The following is a 15604-nucleotide window of genomic DNA, read 5'->3' as shown; positions in this document are numbered from 1 at the left end:
AACGGTCTCACGGAGGCTCCGCAGTCGGGCCGTCACATATTTTCTGAAGGGCAGCACCGGGCATGAAGTTTGGCTGGCTGTTTGCCCCGTCCATCACGTCCGTCATGTTCGCTCTCCGCACCACGATCGCAGCGCTTCTGGCGCTGGCGATTGCGCTGTGGATGGAGCTCGGCGAGCCGCAATGGGCGGCCATGACCGTCTGGATCGTTGCGCAGAATTCGCGCGGCGAGAGTATTTCCAAAGGGCGCTGGCGTCTGGTCGGCACCGTTGTGGGCATGGTGGCTGCCATTGCGCTCATGGCGGCATTTCCGCAGTATCCTTGGCTGTTCCTGCCCGCTCTGGCGATCTGGGTCGGCCTCTGCGCGGGGCTGGCAACCCTGACGCATAACTTCCGTGGCTATGCCCTCGTGCTCGCCGGCTATACCTGCACCATCATCGCGCTGGGTGCGGTCAAGGAACCTGATCACGTCTTCAATGTCGCGATGGCGCGTGGCACCTATATTTTCCTTGGCGTCATCTGCGAGACGGCAATGGGCATGATTGCGCTGCCCAATGTCGCGGGCCGCGCGCGCGAGGAACTGCGCAAACGCCTTCAGGCCATCCTGACCCGCGCCATTCCCGCCCTGACGGCTGTCCTGCGTCAGAAAACGGGCGCGACGGACGACCTGTCCACCCTGCTGGGTTCGCTGCAGGCGTCCAGCGACCAGATCGAGTTCAGCCGCATCGAGATCCGCAGCGAAGGCAATGAGGTCGAGCATGCCTATGTCACGCTCGGTCTGGTCGCGCGCGTGCTGTCGCGCGGGCTGGGTCTACGGACCCGCATGACGGCTGTTTCGCATCAGCCCGAGGCCCTGCGCCCCTTTCTGGAAGACATGGCCTCCGCTCTGGACGGATTGCCGGAGCGGCTGGTGACGGATCGTCGTGGCATTGCGGCTCTGGTCCAGACCGAAGCCCTTCTGGCCGAATGTCGCGGCCGCATGCAGACGATCCTGCCCCGTGATGACGATGATTCCCTGAACGAAGGGATCATCCTGACCGGCGTGGAAGTCATGCTGTCGGATCTGTGCGAGACGCTGCGCTCGTATCGCGCCAGTGTGGATGGAGCTCCAGTGTCTGAACGCCATCGTCTGACCCGCAATCCGGACTGGCGTGCATCGATGCGAAACGGCGTGCGCACGACCGTGGCCCTGCTGTTCGGCGCCTATGTCTGGGAAGTCACGGCCTGGCCTCAGGGCGCCGTCTTCCTGACATTCATTGCAGTGGTCTGCGCCCGGTTCGCGACCTTCGAGAATACCGTCCTGCTGAGTGCGGCCTTTTTCTATGGTGCGGTTTTCGCAGCCTTGGCGAGCGTCATTCCGGTTTTCATCGTCATGCCGGTCACGGCCAATTATCCGTTCTTCTGTCTGGTGGCGGGCTTCTTCATGATGCTGGGTGGTCTGGCATCCCGTAATCCGTCCACGGCCGTCATGGCCGCGTCCTATGGCACGTTCTTTCCCTTCCTGCTGGGAATGGACAATCAGGGGCGTATCAACGAGATCGGCTGGTTTAACACCACGATCGCCCTGTTGCTGGGGCTGGGGGCGGGTGTGATCATCTTCCGCGCCGTCCTGCCGTTTACGCCGGCGCGTGCCGGCGAGGTTCTGCGTTACCAGCTCAAGCGCAGCCTGCGGCGCTTGGCTCTGCCAGGCGTGGTCATGGACGAATATGTCTGGATCAATGAAGGCACGCAGAGCATGGAGCGCGCCGTGCGCTTCGCGGGCTCGCTCTCCAGTGACCGGGCAGAGGCGATGCTGCGCGGTACGCTGTCGGTCCTGACAGTGGGGCGTAACGTGCTGATGCTGCGCAAGCTCGCGCAACATGGAAGCTTGCCCGACACGGCGGTCACGGCGGTGGACGGGCTGGTCCGCAACCTGCTGCGCCGCAAGCTGCCCCTGACCCATACCACAGCCACCATCGATCCCACGCTGGATGAACTCTATGCGCTGGAGCGTCAGTCGCAGGATCCGTCGATCCGCCATGATCTGGTGCTGGCCATCGGCTCCCTGCTGATCGTGCGGACCGAAATGCCGGTCAGCAGGGCGTTTCTCAAGGGCGCGTTCTGACGTCCGTCAGGGTGTTGCGAGGAACCGCAGCAGGTCTTCGTTCACCCGTTCCGCATGGGTCATAAACAGTCCATGCGGTGCGCCGTCATAGGAAATCCAGGTTGATCCCGGGATGGCCGCCGCAGCTTTCTCCCCTGCAATTCCTGCGGGGACGGCGGAGTCGGCCGTGCCGTGGATCACGAGCGTCGGGATGGTGAATGCCTGAAGATCCGGCCGGAAATCCGTCGTTCCCCACGCATCTACGCAGTCCAGCGTCGCCATCGGGCTTGCCATGGTGGCCAGCAGAAACGTCCAGTCCAGCACGCCCTGACTGACCGGATGATGGATCATGCTGACGCCATAGAAATCAGGAATGAAATCCTTCAGGAAACCGAAGCGGTCCTGACGGATCTTCTGCTTGATGCCGTCAAAGACGGAAATGTCCACGCCCTTGGGATTGTCGGATGTCTTGAGCAGGAAAGGAACAACCGAAGACAGCAGCACGGTCTTGGAAATGCGTGAGCGGCCATGACGGCTCAGATAGCGGGCGACTTCACCGCCACCCATGGAGAAGCCGACCAGCGTTGCGTCCCACAGATCGAGCTGTTCGAGGATGACCGCCAGATCGTCGGCCAGCGTATCGTAATCATAGCAGTTGATGGGATGGCCGGACTGGCCGAACCCGCGGCGGTCATAGGTGATGACGCGATAACCCGCCTCGACCAGGGCCAGTGTCTGCTTTTCCCACATGTCCCCGGTCAGGGGCCATCCGTGGATCAGGACGACGGGCTTTCCTGCCCCCATATCCTTGACGTGAAGGCTCGTTCCATCAGTGGCAGTGATATACGGCATGGTTCTGATCCTCGCAGGAGTTCATACGAGAACCAGAACTTGTCGCCGGGAGTTTGGTTGCGTCTTACCAGCCGTTTCCACGCGGTGCGACATAGCCGTTGCCGGTTGCGTCGCCGAGCTGGCCGGACTGCGTGTTGTTGCTGCCCTGATAGGACGATCCGAACTTGGACAGGTTCGCCCCCGTCACAGAATCGCGCTCCACACCGGCTTCATGGTCCGGATCCGGGCCATGCTCGAAGTCGGTGGACGGTGTGTCGGAATAGCCCGGGGGGGGCTTGCGATGGCCACGGGCACGGAAATGCTCACCGCCAGTGGTGGTCTGGGGCTGCGCATCGCTCTGGCCTGGCTGCGTGGGAAGTGTCGTGCCAGCCGAATAGGGCTGACCGAAGGTTGCGGTCTGGGCCTGTGCCGCCCCTCCCAGCAGAGCGGTCGCCAGCAGGGCGTGGCAGAAGAAACGGGAAGAGGACAACATGTGATCCGGTCCTTGGCCGATCATGACAACAAGGCTGCCTTCCGGAGGGAATGTGACGGCAGGATCTGACGTCACCGGCAAGGCGGCATATAAATCTATAATCGGCCTGCTTCCCGCCGGGTTCAAGAGGTCTTTTCCCCTTCAACCCTCGCGCCGTCGCCCCATATCAGGAGACATGCCACTCTCCAGAAGGGTTTTCTCCATTTGGGAGATCAGATGATGGATGATCTTTTCGCGCCCGTCCGCCCGCGGACCGTCCTGGCGGAAGGCGCCATATGGCTGCCCGGTTTCGTGCCATCTGAGGCACAGACGCTTCATCAGGTCATCGCAGACGTGAGCGCGCGGGCTCCTTTCCGCCATTTCCGGACCCGAATGGGGCCGATGTCTGCCGCGATGACATCCTGTGGCGCCTGCGGCTGGATCGCCGATCCCTCAGGGTACCGTTATTCCAGAACCGATCCGCAAACCAGCCAGCCCTGGCCCGCCATGCCGGACGCACTTCGTCACCTTGCCGTCCGGGCCGCTGCCGAAGCGGGCTATGAGGGTTTCGATCCATCCTCGTGCCTCATCAACCGCTATGGGCCCGGTGCGAAAATGGGGCTGCATCAGGACCGGGACGAGGGGAGGCCGGAGGCACCGGTCGTATCGGTTTCCCTCGGCGTACCAGCCCGTTTTTCGTTCGGCGGTTCCCTGCGGAGCGATCCGAAACGCATCATCGACCTGCTGGACGGCGACGTCGTGGTCTGGGGTGGTCCTTCCCGGTTTGCCTGGCACGGGGTCTCGTCCATTCGCGAAACATTCCACCAGCAGACAGGTGCCATGCGATACAATCTGACGTTTCGCGCTATCAACGCCGCGCTTTTTCGGCCATAACCAGCGCCCCGCAACTTCTGCATTCACACTCATCCGGAGGGCATTTGATGCACCCCTCGAGCCAGACCCCGACGTCCACCAACACGATGTCCTGGTCTCCTGCAAGCTGGCGTTCCCGTCCCATCGTCCAGGCTCCATCCTATACGGATGAAGCGGCGCTTGCTGCTGTCGAAGCTCGTCTGCATCGATATCCCCCGCTGGTTTTTGCGGGTGAAGCCCGCCGTCTCAAGACGCGTCTGGCCGCCGCATCGCGTGGCGAGGCCTTCGTCCTTCAGGGCGGTGCCTGTGCCGAGAGCTTCGACGAGTTCACCGCCGACATCGTGCGCGACACGTTCCGCGTCCTGCTCCAGATGGCCGTGGTCCTGACCTTTGCTGCCAAGGTTCCGGTCGTGAAGATCGGGCGTATGGCGGGCCAGTACGCCAAACCGCGCTCGTCCAATACCGAGACGATCGATGGCGTGACGCTGCCCTGCTATCGCGGCGACATCATCAATGGCCCCGAGTTCACTCCCGAAGCCCGCATCCCCGATCCGCGCCGCATGGAGACCGGATATTTCCAGTCCGCCGGCGTGATGAACCTGCTGCGCGCTTTCGCTCATGGCGGTTATGCGAACCTGCATCAGGTCCATAGCTGGAACCTCGGATTCGTCGAGCGTTCCCCGCTCGCCGCGCGCTATCAGGATCTGGCCCACCGCATCGACGAGACGCTCTCCTTCCTGCGGGCCTGCGGTTTCGACGGTTCAGCCTCGCAGATCGACGAGACGGAGTTCTACACGTCTCACGAAGCCCTGCTGCTGCCTTACGAGCAGGCCCTGACCCGCGTGGACAGCACGAGCGGCGATTACTACGACTGCTCGGCGCATTTCCTGTGGATTGGTGACCGTACCCGCCAGCCGGATGGCGCGCATGTCGAGTTCCTGCGTGGCGTGCAGAACCCGATCGGCATCAAGGTCGGTCCGACCACGACGGTCGCGGATCTCGAAAAGCTGCTCGAAATCCTCAATCCGAAGGACGAGGCAGGCCGCATCACGCTGATCTCGCGCATGGGCAAGGACAAGGTGCGCGAGCATCTGCCGCCGCTGCTTGATGCCGTGAACCGCACGGGTCGCACCGTGACCTGGCTGTGTGATCCGATGCATGGCAACACCACGACCACGTCCAGCAAGATCAAGACCCGATCTTTCGACAATATCCTCGGAGAAGTCCTTGGCTTCTTTGATGTCTTCGAGGCCGTCGGTCGTCGTCCGGGCGGGATTCATCTTGAAATGACCGGTCAGGACGTCACGGAATGTATTGGCGGTGCGCAGTGCCTCACGGAGGCCGATCTGGGCGATCGCTATGAAACATTCTGTGATCCGCGCCTTAATGCGGAACAGTCGCTTGAAATGGCCTTCCTTCTTGCTCAGGAATTGACGGGACGAGCAGGAAAGAAAGAATGACCGCTTCCGACCCCCACAATTCCCCACAGGCCGCGCTTTATGGCGCGCTTGGAATACTCGGTCCTCTGGACGAGAAAACCATTGAAGCGCGGACAGACGCCTATTTCGGGCGAACGCGGCATATCGTGGAGCATTTCGGGGATTGCCGCGTCACCTATGCGGTGTTCATCCGCCGTCCGGTGATCGCGGCCTGCGGACTGGTCGTCCAGTGGCTGAAGAACGTGGCCGAGGCCCAAGGCTTCGATCTGGAATGTCGGGAAATGTATGCCGAGGGCAAATGGGTCGGCGCGGGTGAACCGCTGTTGTACCTGACCGGCAGCTTCACCCGTCTGGCCCCGCTGGAGACGCTGGTCCTCCAGCGGATCGGCGCGACCTGCGTTGCGGCCCATAATGCCTATCAGATGGCCATGGCCCTGCCGTCCACCCCGTTCCTGGCGATGGACGCCCGGCACTGCGCGGGTTTCGAAATGCAGGAACAGATGGCCTATGCCGCGGGCGTCGGTTCCCGTGCGGCCCGCAAGGAAGGGGCGCGTGGCTTCATCGGCAACGCCAATGATGCGACAGCCGGTTTTTTCGGGCTTGCTGCCGGTCTGGGCACCATGCCCCATGCCTTGATCGGTTATGCAGGCTCCACGCTGCGTGCGGCGGAGATGTATGACGAGGTCTATCCGAATGACCCGCTGACGGTTCTGGTGGATTACTTCGGGCAGGAAATTACGGACGCGCTCGCCGTCTGCCGCCGCTTCCCCGAGCGTGCTGCGAAGGGCCATCTGAGTGTCCGTCTGGACACGCATGGCGGTCGCTTCCTTGAAGGACTGGACCCCCAGTCCTCATATGGAGTGCTTGAGCGTCACACGCCCGGCACCATCCGCCGCTACCGTTCCGATCAGGAGCTGCGCGATCTGGTGGGGACGGGCGTATCGGCCGCAGCCATCTGGCGCATGCGCGAAGCTCTGGACCATGCCGGTTTCCACCATGTGAAGATCGTCGTGTCCTCCGGCTTCAACGTCGCCAAATGCTCGACGATGCGGGACGCTCATGCCCCGATCGACGTGATCGGCAGCGGGTCCTTCATTCCCGACCGCTGGTCCGAAACCTATGCAACGGCTGACATCGTGGCCTATGACGGGCAGCCCCGCGTCAAGCTCGGACGCGAGTTCCTGCTCCAGAAGGTCCGTGACAGCCACGAGACATCCAAGGACATTTCATGACCGACGACACGATTGACCCTGTAGAAGGCGCCCCCGAAAACGGCGCACAGCCGGGTTCGTGGAGCGTACGCATCATCGACCTGTCAGGCGCGTCGGAAGGCGAGGACGATACGGTCGAGGTCGTGAAAGACTTCATCGACCTGATGCACGCCAATGCCTATGCCCGTGCCTATGTGCGTGACAGCATCGAGCGCTGCCGTACTCCGGGTGCGAGCAGCAAGGAAGTTCTCGAAAACTGGTTCGCCTTTGGTGAGAACGCCGAAGTCGTGGATGCCGGTGAGGATGGCTGGAAGTCCTCCACGGAACTCGAAGACTTCGCGGCCAGCCGCGCCACCCCGATGGAGCGTGACTGGCGCGCCATTGATCCGCGTCGCCTCGTCGATGACGAGGAAATCGCCGGCCCGCCGGATGATGACGACGACGAAGATGACGAAAACCGTCACGAAGTGATCCGTCACTGAACATCTGGCGCAGGGAAGGGGCATGTTCCCTTCCTTTGTATCCTCCGGAGCGACACGGCTCACGCAAACCCGCTCTGGCAACGCGGCGCATCATGCGGCATTAAGGCGTCATGAAACTGCGCTTCGCTCCGTCCCCCACCGGTTACCTGCATGTTGGCAATGCGCGCCTTGCCGTCGCCAACTTCCTTTTCGCGCGCCATAACGGTGCCAAGTTCCTGCTGCGGATCGACGATACCGATACCAGCCGTGGCAAGCCCGAATATGAAGAAGCCATCGGCAAGGACCTGTCATGGCTGGGGCTGAAATGGGACGAGTATGTGCGCCAGTCCGAGCGCCTCGACCGTTATGCCGAAGTCATCGAAAAGCTGAAGGCGTCCGGCCGTCTTTATCCCTGCTTCGAGACGGAATACGAGCTGAACGCCAAGCGTGAAGCCCGCATCCGCGCTGGCAAGGCGCCGATCTATGATCGCGCCATGCTCAAGCTCACCGCCGATCAGCGCGCGCGCGCTGAAGCCAACGGCAAGACGCCGCACTGGCGCTTCCGCCTCAGTGACGGCAGCCGCAAGTGGCAGGATCTCGTCATGGACGAGTGCTCGGTCAAGCTGACGGCCATTTCCGATCCGGTTCTGGTGCGTGGAGATGGTACGATCCTCTACACGCTGGCTTCCGTAATCGACGATCTGGATATGGGCATCACCCATATCGTCCGCGGCGAAGACCATGTGACCAATACCGGCGTGCAGATCGATATCGCCGAGGCGCTTGGCGCAAAGCCCGACCGCTTTACCTTCGCGCATCTGCCGCTTCTGCTGGATTCCGATGGTGGCAAGCTGTCCAAGCGCTTTGACTCGCTGGCGCTGAAATCCCTGCGTCAGGACGGGCTGGAGCCGATGTCGATCGTCTCCTATCTTGCCCGCGTGGGGTCCTCGGACGATCCGCAGGTCATGACGATGGACGAGGCCATTGCGGCCTATGACATCTCGCATGTCTCCAAATCGGCGGCCCGTTTCGACATGACGCAGCTTCTCGCCCTGAACCGGCGCGCCCTGCATAACCTGCCGTTCGAAGCGGCAAAGATCCATCTGCCGCCCGAAGCCGACGAGACGTTCTGGCACGCTGTTCGTGGCAATGTGGATCTGTCCGCCGAAATCCCGCACTGGTGGGACGTGGTGCACGGCACGATCATTCCGCCGTCACAGCCTGAAGACCGCGAATTCCTTCAGCAGGCCCTCGACACCCTCCCGACCGAGCCATGGGGCGAGGAGACGTGGAAGGACTGGACCAACGCTCTGAAGGAACAGTCCGGCCGCAAAGGGCGCAGCCTGTTCATGCCGCTGCGTCTGGCCCTGACGGGTGAGGACGCCGGTCCGGAACTGCACGTCCTGCTCGGCCTGATGGGCCGTGAGCGTACGGTCGCCCGTCTGCGGGACGCCATTCAGGCCTGAGCCTGTTGCCCGTCGCGCGGTTCAACAGCGCGACGGGCCGCTTTCAGATCGCCCTGACGGACCAGAACGCTGTCCAGCTCTCACCCGGTTTCAGATGCAGTAGGCCGGGTTTCTGCGAGAAATCTCCCTTGAAGCCCACTGGTGTCGCGTAGCCGTACCAGGGTTCGATGCACAGAAACTCCGCCCCCGGTTTCGTCCACAGACCTAGTTCGCGGAAGCCGCCCCAGACGAACCGGATGCCATGTCCGTCCGGCCCCACCATGTCCACGGAGCGGCTCTCCGGCTTCTCCATGATGAGCGCGTCTTTTGCAAAAAGTGCATCCGTCAGGGGAAGGATATTGTCCCGGACCGGCGTATGCTGCTTTTCCGGTAGCAGAAGCCCGTCAGCCCCGATCCGGCGCACGGGCAGGGGCTCGTCATATTCGAACACGAGCCTGTAGCTATCCTTGGCCTCGCCGTCTTTCAGGGGCCAGCGGAAGGCAGGATGCGCGCCCAGCGAGGCATGCAGCGTCTCGTCACTGTCCGGGTTGTGCAGATGGTACGAGACCCGCAGCGTGCTGTTCTCGATGAGATAGACCACCCGCAGGCGGAACGCGGCCGGAAAGAGCGCCCGGCTCTGCGCATCGTCCACGAGTTCCAGCGTGCAGCCTTCAGCAGTCCGCGAAATCCAGCGGAAGTCCCGGTCCCGCGCCAGCCCATGCTGTTTCAGATGAACGGGCTTTCCATTGAGCGTGGCGCTGTCATCGGGCAGTTTCCCGATGATCGGGAACAGGATCGGGGAATGTTTCGGCCATGCCGGCCCCGCGTCCCAGAGCAGGTCTTCCGATCCGCTTTGCAGAGCGATCAGTTCGGCGCCATGACGTCTGACCGAAGCCTTCAGCAGGCCGCTTCCGAAATCATGTCTGTCGTCCGTCACGATATCCGTCATGGGATGTCTCCTGTCAGGGGGTAGGATCAGGCGTGTTCGGCGTATCGCCCGGCTCGGTCGTATGGAAGCGACGGAAATCGACTTCCACCCGGCCGTCCGGACGATTCTGGATCATATCCGAAAAACGGTAGCCGTGTTTGACATGTCCTATCTCATAGGCGTGACGGGCAAAGACGGTCTGGGAAGAGATCTCGTCCGTGCCGTCCATCGTGATGATGATTTCCGCGTTCTGTCCGATCAGTGTGTCGGCGCTGAGGCCGTATAGCGGACTGTGCTCGTCGATCAGATGGGTCGCGTTCAGACTGATCCGGAAGATCGGCATGTGGGACTGCACCAGCGTCAGGCGGTCGAACCGCCGCACCAGCCGTCCGCGCTCATCCGGCATCAGCCGTGTCAGGGTCATTTCGATATTGGCCGAGAGGATCAGGGTGCGCCGCTGGTTGGCCAGACGGATCGTCAGAGTGGGGATCACGTCGTCATAGGAGACGACCGCCACATGGCTGAACAGCACGCGCGCCCGGGGCCGTGAGAAGCGGGCAAAGACCAGCCCGGTCGCCAGCGCATTGAGCATCATGCCGGCCAGCACTTCGAAAGAAACAATGGTGTTGGTCAGCCGCCCCACCGGAGCCATGGTTCCGTAGCCGACGGTTGAAATCGTCTGGACGCTGAAAAAGACATCATCCAGGAAGTCCCCGTGGGGCACGCCGCTCACGCTGTGCGGGATGACGTAATACATCAATGCGAAGGCGACATTGATGACCAGATACAGACCCATGGAGGCCCAGAAGAAGGCCAGCCAGCTCATGGTCATCAGGGTATGATAGAGGTCGCCGAAGACCCCGGCATCCAGACCGGTCCGGATGATGTCGCTCCGGCCGTTCTCTTCGAGAACATGCGCCCGGATCTTGTTGACGGTATCGACGACCGTCTCGGGTGTTTCGGGGTGAACTGACGCCCCAGGATCAGGCCGGGCTTCCATCCGTTTCCTGTGGCGCCAGTGAATCATGGGATCAGCTCCTGTTCCTGCGGGCGTTGCTCAGTTCACTGACCACGCCGTGAAGGGTGCGAAGCTCCTGTTCCGTCACTTCGCCTCGGGTGAAGAAATGACGCAGGTTCCGCACCATGCCGGGGCGTTTCTGCTCATTTCGGAGGAAATTCGTCTCGTCCAGATCGCGGATGAGATGGGACATGAAATTGTCCATCTCGCCCTTCGTCGCCACATGCGTTTCATTCGTCATGAGTTCGCGCGGTGGCGTCATGTCCTCGGTCAGGAACCACTCATAGGCCATGATCAGCACGGCCTGCGCGAGGTTCAGCGACATGAATTTCGGGTTGAGCGGATAGCGGACCAGCGTATCGGCGCGGGCCATGTCCTCGTTGTCCAGCCCGGCACGCTCTGGCCCGAACAGGATGCCGGTGCGCAGGCCGCGATTGGCCGTAACGCGCAGTTCCGCGGCAGCACCCCGCGCGGTCATGACCGGCTTGACTACATGGCGCGGACGCGGGCAGGTCGCGAAAATACGGTGCAGGTCCGCAACCGCGTCGTCCACGGTCTCAAACACCTGAGCCGCATCCAGAATCCGGTCCGCGCCAGATGATGCATACCAGGCGCGTTCCTGCGGCCAGCCGTCACGCGGGGCCACGATACGCAGATGAAACAGGCCACCATTCGCCATGGCGCGCGCGGTCGTGCCAATATTCTCGGCAAGCTGCGGGCGCACCAGGATCACGACCGGATCAAATTCTCCCAAGGGACCGATATTCGCCCCGCCGTCACGTCCGGTCATGGTTACGCCTTCCGCCATGTTGTGCCACCAGGGCCGTCTTCAAGGGTGATGCCGTCAGCCGCAAGCTGCGCACGGATGGCATCGGCACGGGCGAAATCGCGGGACTTGCGGGCTGCAAGGCGCTCTTCGATCAGCTTTTCGATGGCGCCAGCATCCACACCGGACTGGAACCATTCGGCAGGCGTGACATTGAACAGGCCCAGCAGCTTTCCTGCGGCCAGTAGGCTGGAGGCCGCGTTCTGATCGCCCTGCATGGCAGCATCCGCCAGCGGGTGAAGGGCCGCAATCGCCAGCGGCGTGTTCAGGTCATCGCACAGCGCATCCATGACCGCCGCCGGAACGTCAGCGCCCGGCAGCGCATTCCCACGTTCCAGCGCCCGGTACAGCCGGTCCAGCACGCGCCGGGCCTCGTCCAGCTTCTCCCAACTGAAATCGAGCGTGGAGCGGTAATGCGCGCCCAGATACAGCAGGCGCAGCGGCTCGGCGGGCGAGCGGTCCAGTACTTCGCGGATCGTGAAGAAATTGCCGAGCGACTTCGACATCTTCTCGCCGTTCGACAGCAGCATCCCGTTATGGACCCAGTGCGTGGCGAACTTGCCGTGCGGATAGCAGCACATGGACTGCGCGCGTTCGTTTTCATGATGCGGGAACAGCAGATCGTCGCCGCCACCATGGATGTCGAAGCTCTCGCCGAGATAACGGTGCGACATGGCCGAACATTCGATATGCCAGCCCGGACGTCCGCGCCCATACGGGCTGTCCCAGCCCGGCAGGTCCGGTTCGGACGGCTTCCACAGGACGAAATCGCCCGGATCGCGCTTGTAGGGTGCGACTTCGACCCGCGCGCCCGCAATCATGTCATCCAGCGAACGGCCGGAAAGCGCACCATAGGACGGGAAGTTGCGTACCGCAAACAGCACATGCCCTTCGGCCACATAAGCATGGCCGTTTTCGACCAGACGCCCGATCATTTCCAGCATGTCATCGATATGATGGGTCGCGCGGGGCTCGATATCGGGCGGCAGAATGAAGAGTGACGCGAGATCTTCATGGAAGGCCTGCGTCGTGCGCTCGGTCAGGGCGGAAATGTCTTCTCCGTTTTCCTTCGCGCGCGCGTTGATCTTGTCATCCACGTCCGTCACGTTGCGGACATAGGTCACGCGCGGATACATCGTCCGCAGCAGGCGGATGAGGATATCCGCGCACATCATGGCCCGCAGATTGCCTAAATGCGCGCGGTCATAGACGGTCGGTCCACAGAAATAGACGCGCACATTCGCGGGATCGAGGGGCGTAAACGGTCGCTTGTCGCGGAGATGGGTATCGTGCAGGCGGAGCACGTTTGCAGCAGGATCGGCCATACGCCGATCAATGCGCCAGCCTTGGTCCGGGTGCAACAGGCTTTGTTACTCTTGTCGGCAGGTTTGACCCCTGCGATAGGGGGCGCATGAGCAGTGCCCTTTCCAGCAATCCGCCGTCCGATCCGACAACCCCGCGCAGTCACGCCCTGGCGCTCGTGCGGGTCGCCCTGCCGCTGGCCCTGTCGCAGCTTTCCGAAATGGCCATGGGCGTGACGGACACAATCCTGCTCGGCGGTCTCGGTGTTACGGAAGTCGCGATCGGCGGTTTGTCGAGCACATTTTTCTTTACGACGATGGTGACCTTCCAGGCCATTCTGGGCGGGGCAGGGGTGCTCCTGTCACATGGTCGCGGCGCGGAAGAACATGGCAGGACGTCCCATGACGGCCGCAGCGTCATGAGTGCGACGCTGATGCTGGCCATCGCGGTCTTCATTCCCTGCGCGTTGCTGCTGGCCTTTTCAAAGGCGATCTTCGGCGCCATTGGCGAACCTGCGGAAGTGGTTGTTCACGGCAGCCGCTTTATCGACATCCTGCTTCTGTCGCTGCTGCCTGATCTGGCCGTCATCGGCGTCCTGCGTGTGGCGCTTCCGGCACTGGGGGCGGAAACGCTGCTGCTCTGGATCATGCCAGCCATGGCGGTCTGCAACGGCCTGACCAACGCGGCCCTGATTCATGGCTGGGCCGGTCTGCCCGCGATGGGGCTTTACGGTTCCGCGACCGCCACGACGCTGACCGGATGGGTCGTCAGTTTCGCGCTCTTCGGGCTGTGTCTGACCCATCCGCGCGTTCGTGCCGTACTGAAGCCCACCACAGTGCAGTGGCCGGTCGTGAAGGAGCTGCTGAAGCTGGGTGCTCCGATGATGATGGGGGCCGCGGCTGAAATTCTGATGTTCCAGATCACCAGCCTGCGCGCTGGCGAACTCGGTACACATAGCCTGGCCGCCCATCAGGTGGCGCTGAATGTCAGTTCGCTACTGTTCATGGTGTGTCTGGCCATCGGACAGGCGACCAATGTCCGCGTGGCCTACTGGCGCGGTGCGGGACGCATGGAGCAGAGCCGACGCGCTGCCCTGACCGGTACGGGCATCGTCCTGATGTGGAGCCTTGCCACATCCTCGCTTCTGCTGATCTGGCCGGAGAAGATCCTGCCGCTTTATTTCTCGAATCGCGCCCCCGATCCCGAGACCACGGCACTCGTCGTTATGCTTCTGAGGATCGCCGGGCTCTACCAGATCGTTGATGGCCTGCAATGCGTGTTCAGTGGCGCGCTGCGTGGCTGCGGAGATGCCGTGACACCCATGCTCATCGCCGTGGCCAGCTACGGTCTGATTGGACTGGTGTTCGGGGGATGGCTGGCCTTCCACCAACATGTGGGTGTGGAAGGCCTGTGGATCGGCATGGCGCTGGCGTTGGCCACGACCTGCGTGGCCTTCGGGATCAGGCTGCTGCGTGTGATGCGGAAGCCCGCGCCTGCCACATCGTGATGAAATAGATCAGCAGACCCAGAGCCGAGAACAGCGCACCGCCCCACCCCACGGAGCCAAGCCCGAAACCGGAACTGACCAGAACGGCGCCCAGCCAGGCGCCAAAGGCATTGGCCAGATTGAAAGCTGAATGGTTCAGCGAGGCCGCCAGCGTCTGTGCATCCCCTGCCACTTCCATCAGCCGTGTCTGAAGAGCCGGGGAGAGCATGATGATTCCGGCCGGGACAAGGAACGTGACCGGCAGCATGGCATAGGGTGACGGCAACAGCAGCCAGAACCCCAGCATGAAGACGATGCTTGCCGTCAGAGAGACGATTACCGTCCGGTCAATGCTGCGATCCGCCATGGTTCCGCCGAGCGCATTGCCCGCAACCATGCCCAGTCCCCACACGATCTGATAGACCGCCACAAGCCAGCCCGGAAGCTGCGTTACCTGCGTCAGGCCGGTCGTCAGGAAGGTATAGATCCCGAACAGGCCGCCAAATCCGACCGCACTGGTCAGCAGCGTCAGAAGAACCTGCGGGCGTCTGAATGCGCCGAGTTCCGCCAATGCGGTTGCACCCGGATGTGGTCTGTCCCGGGGTGCGAAGAACCAGATGCCCACAAAGCACAGTACGCCCAGCGCGGCGATGCTTCCGTAAGCCACGCGCCAGCCCACATGATTGGCGGCATAGGTGGAGAGCGGTGATCCGATGACCGTCGAGATCATGATCCCCGACAGGACCTGCCCGACGGCCCGCCCGCGCCGCGCGCGTTCGACCATTGACGCGCCGATCAGTGCCGAAACGCCGAAGAAGGCGCCATGTGGCAGCCCTGTGATGAAGCGCATGAGTTCGATGCCGGCAAAGCCCGGCATGAGAATGCTGCCGATATTGCCCGCAATGAACAGGCATAGCAGGTACAGCAGGAGCGTCCGGCGGGGTAGGCGTGCGCCAAGGATCGCAATCAGCGGCGCGCCGATGACAACGCCCATCGCATAGGCCGAGATCGCCCAGCTTGCCTGCGAAATGGTGATGTTCAGGGAATGGGAGAATTCAGGCAGCAGCCCCATCATGGCGAATTCGCCGGTGCCGATGGTGAAGGTTGCCAGCATCAGGGACAGCATGGCCGGACCAACCCCGTGGGGTGGCCGCACCCGCTCGATGTCGAGAGATTCGGAAGAATCCATAAAAGAAAGGTCCGGAAATGGAGAGCAGGACCGCCGTGCCAT

14 protein-coding genes are annotated in these 15604 nt (G+C 62.3%); 7 read left to right on the top strand and 7 right to left on the bottom strand.

From position 1 onward, the window contains the following. Window positions 1-62 precede the first annotated feature (62 nt). Window positions 63-2102 carry an FUSC family protein gene (locus tag ABF859_RS08445; protein ID WP_415527330.1) on the top strand — a complete coding sequence of 680 codons (2040 nt, stop codon included), beginning with the start codon at window positions 63-65 and terminating at the stop codon, window positions 2100-2102. A gap of 6 nt (window positions 2103-2108) precedes the next feature. Here the strand turns inward: ABF859_RS08445 and ABF859_RS08440 are convergent, their stop codons facing one another. Together ABF859_RS08440 and ABF859_RS08435 are read right to left on the bottom strand one after the other, a co-directional pair. Continuing rightward, a complete protein-coding gene (locus tag ABF859_RS08440; RefSeq protein ID WP_415527329.1) occupies window positions 2109-2933 on the bottom strand; it encodes an alpha/beta fold hydrolase in 825 nt (274 codons plus the stop codon). A gap of 64 nt (window positions 2934-2997) precedes the next feature. After that, complete coding sequence (locus ABF859_RS08435) at window positions 2998-3405, bottom strand: hypothetical protein (protein WP_415527328.1); 408 nt, start codon at window positions 3403-3405, stop codon at window positions 2998-3000. A 219-nt stretch (window positions 3406-3624) separates the two neighbouring features. On the opposite strand from ABF859_RS08435, the gene alkB reads away from it, so the two are divergent. The 5 genes from alkB (at window position 3625) to gltX (ending at window position 8834) form a co-directional block, all read left to right on the top strand. Next, complete coding sequence (gene alkB, locus ABF859_RS08430) at window positions 3625-4278, top strand: DNA oxidative demethylase AlkB (RefSeq protein ID WP_415527459.1); 654 nt, start codon at window positions 3625-3627, stop codon at window positions 4276-4278. 47 nt (window positions 4279-4325) lie between these two features. Further along, entirely contained in the window at window positions 4326-5717 is a 1392-nt protein-coding gene (locus ABF859_RS08425) for a class II 3-deoxy-7-phosphoheptulonate synthase (RefSeq protein WP_415527457.1), read from the top strand. After that, the gene (locus ABF859_RS08420; RefSeq protein WP_415527327.1) at window positions 5714-6928 is read left to right on the top strand and encodes a nicotinate phosphoribosyltransferase; all 1215 of its coding nucleotides are present in this window, start codon (window positions 5714-5716) and stop codon (window positions 6926-6928) included. Before ABF859_RS08425 ends, ABF859_RS08420 begins: the two co-directional genes overlap by 4 nt. Further along, window positions 6925-7389 carry a hypothetical protein gene (locus tag ABF859_RS08415; RefSeq protein ID WP_415527326.1) on the top strand — a complete coding sequence of 155 codons (465 nt, stop codon included), beginning with the start codon at window positions 6925-6927 and terminating at the stop codon, window positions 7387-7389. Before ABF859_RS08420 ends, ABF859_RS08415 begins: the two co-directional genes overlap by 4 nt. A 110-nt stretch (window positions 7390-7499) precedes the next feature. Beyond that, entirely contained in the window at window positions 7500-8834 is a 1335-nt protein-coding gene (gltX, locus tag ABF859_RS08410; RefSeq protein WP_415527325.1) for a glutamate--tRNA ligase, read from the top strand. 43 nt (window positions 8835-8877) lie between these two features. Here gltX and ABF859_RS08405 read toward each other — a convergent pair whose 3' ends face one another. From ABF859_RS08405 to cysS, 4 genes are read right to left on the bottom strand one after another with little or no spacing between them, the layout of a single operon-like run. Further along, window positions 8878-9762, bottom strand: a complete 885-nt coding sequence (locus ABF859_RS08405; RefSeq protein ID WP_415527324.1) for an aldose 1-epimerase family protein — start codon at window positions 9760-9762, stop codon at window positions 8878-8880. 13 nt (window positions 9763-9775) lie between these two features. Beyond that, on the bottom strand, window positions 9776-10768 hold the full coding sequence (locus ABF859_RS08400; protein WP_415527323.1) for an ion channel: 993 nt from the start codon (window positions 10766-10768) through the stop codon (window positions 9776-9778). 4 nt (window positions 10769-10772) lie between these two features. Next, window positions 10773-11549, bottom strand: a complete 777-nt coding sequence (locus ABF859_RS08395; RefSeq protein ID WP_415527322.1) for an RNA methyltransferase — start codon at window positions 11547-11549, stop codon at window positions 10773-10775. 2 nt (window positions 11550-11551) lie between these two features. Beyond that, entirely contained in the window at window positions 11552-12910 is a 1359-nt protein-coding gene (gene cysS / locus ABF859_RS08390; RefSeq protein ID WP_415527321.1) for a cysteine--tRNA ligase, read from the bottom strand. 86 nt (window positions 12911-12996) lie between these two features. Between cysS and ABF859_RS08385 the strand changes: the two genes are divergently transcribed. Next, window positions 12997-14394 carry an MATE family efflux transporter gene (locus ABF859_RS08385; protein WP_415527320.1) on the top strand — a complete coding sequence of 466 codons (1398 nt, stop codon included), beginning with the start codon at window positions 12997-12999 and terminating at the stop codon, window positions 14392-14394. On the opposite strand, the gene ABF859_RS08380 is transcribed toward ABF859_RS08385, so the two are convergent. After that, the gene (locus ABF859_RS08380; protein WP_415527319.1) at window positions 14348-15562 is read right to left on the bottom strand and encodes an MFS transporter; all 1215 of its coding nucleotides are present in this window, start codon (window positions 15560-15562) and stop codon (window positions 14348-14350) included. The genes ABF859_RS08385 and ABF859_RS08380 overlap by 47 nt on opposite strands. Window positions 15563-15604: the final 42 nt, after the last annotated feature.

This window comes from Gluconobacter sp., assembly GCF_047722525.1.
Classification (GTDB): Bacteria; Pseudomonadota; Alphaproteobacteria; order Acetobacterales; family Acetobacteraceae; genus Gluconobacter.
This window is presented reverse-complemented; position numbering and strand designations above follow the sequence as displayed.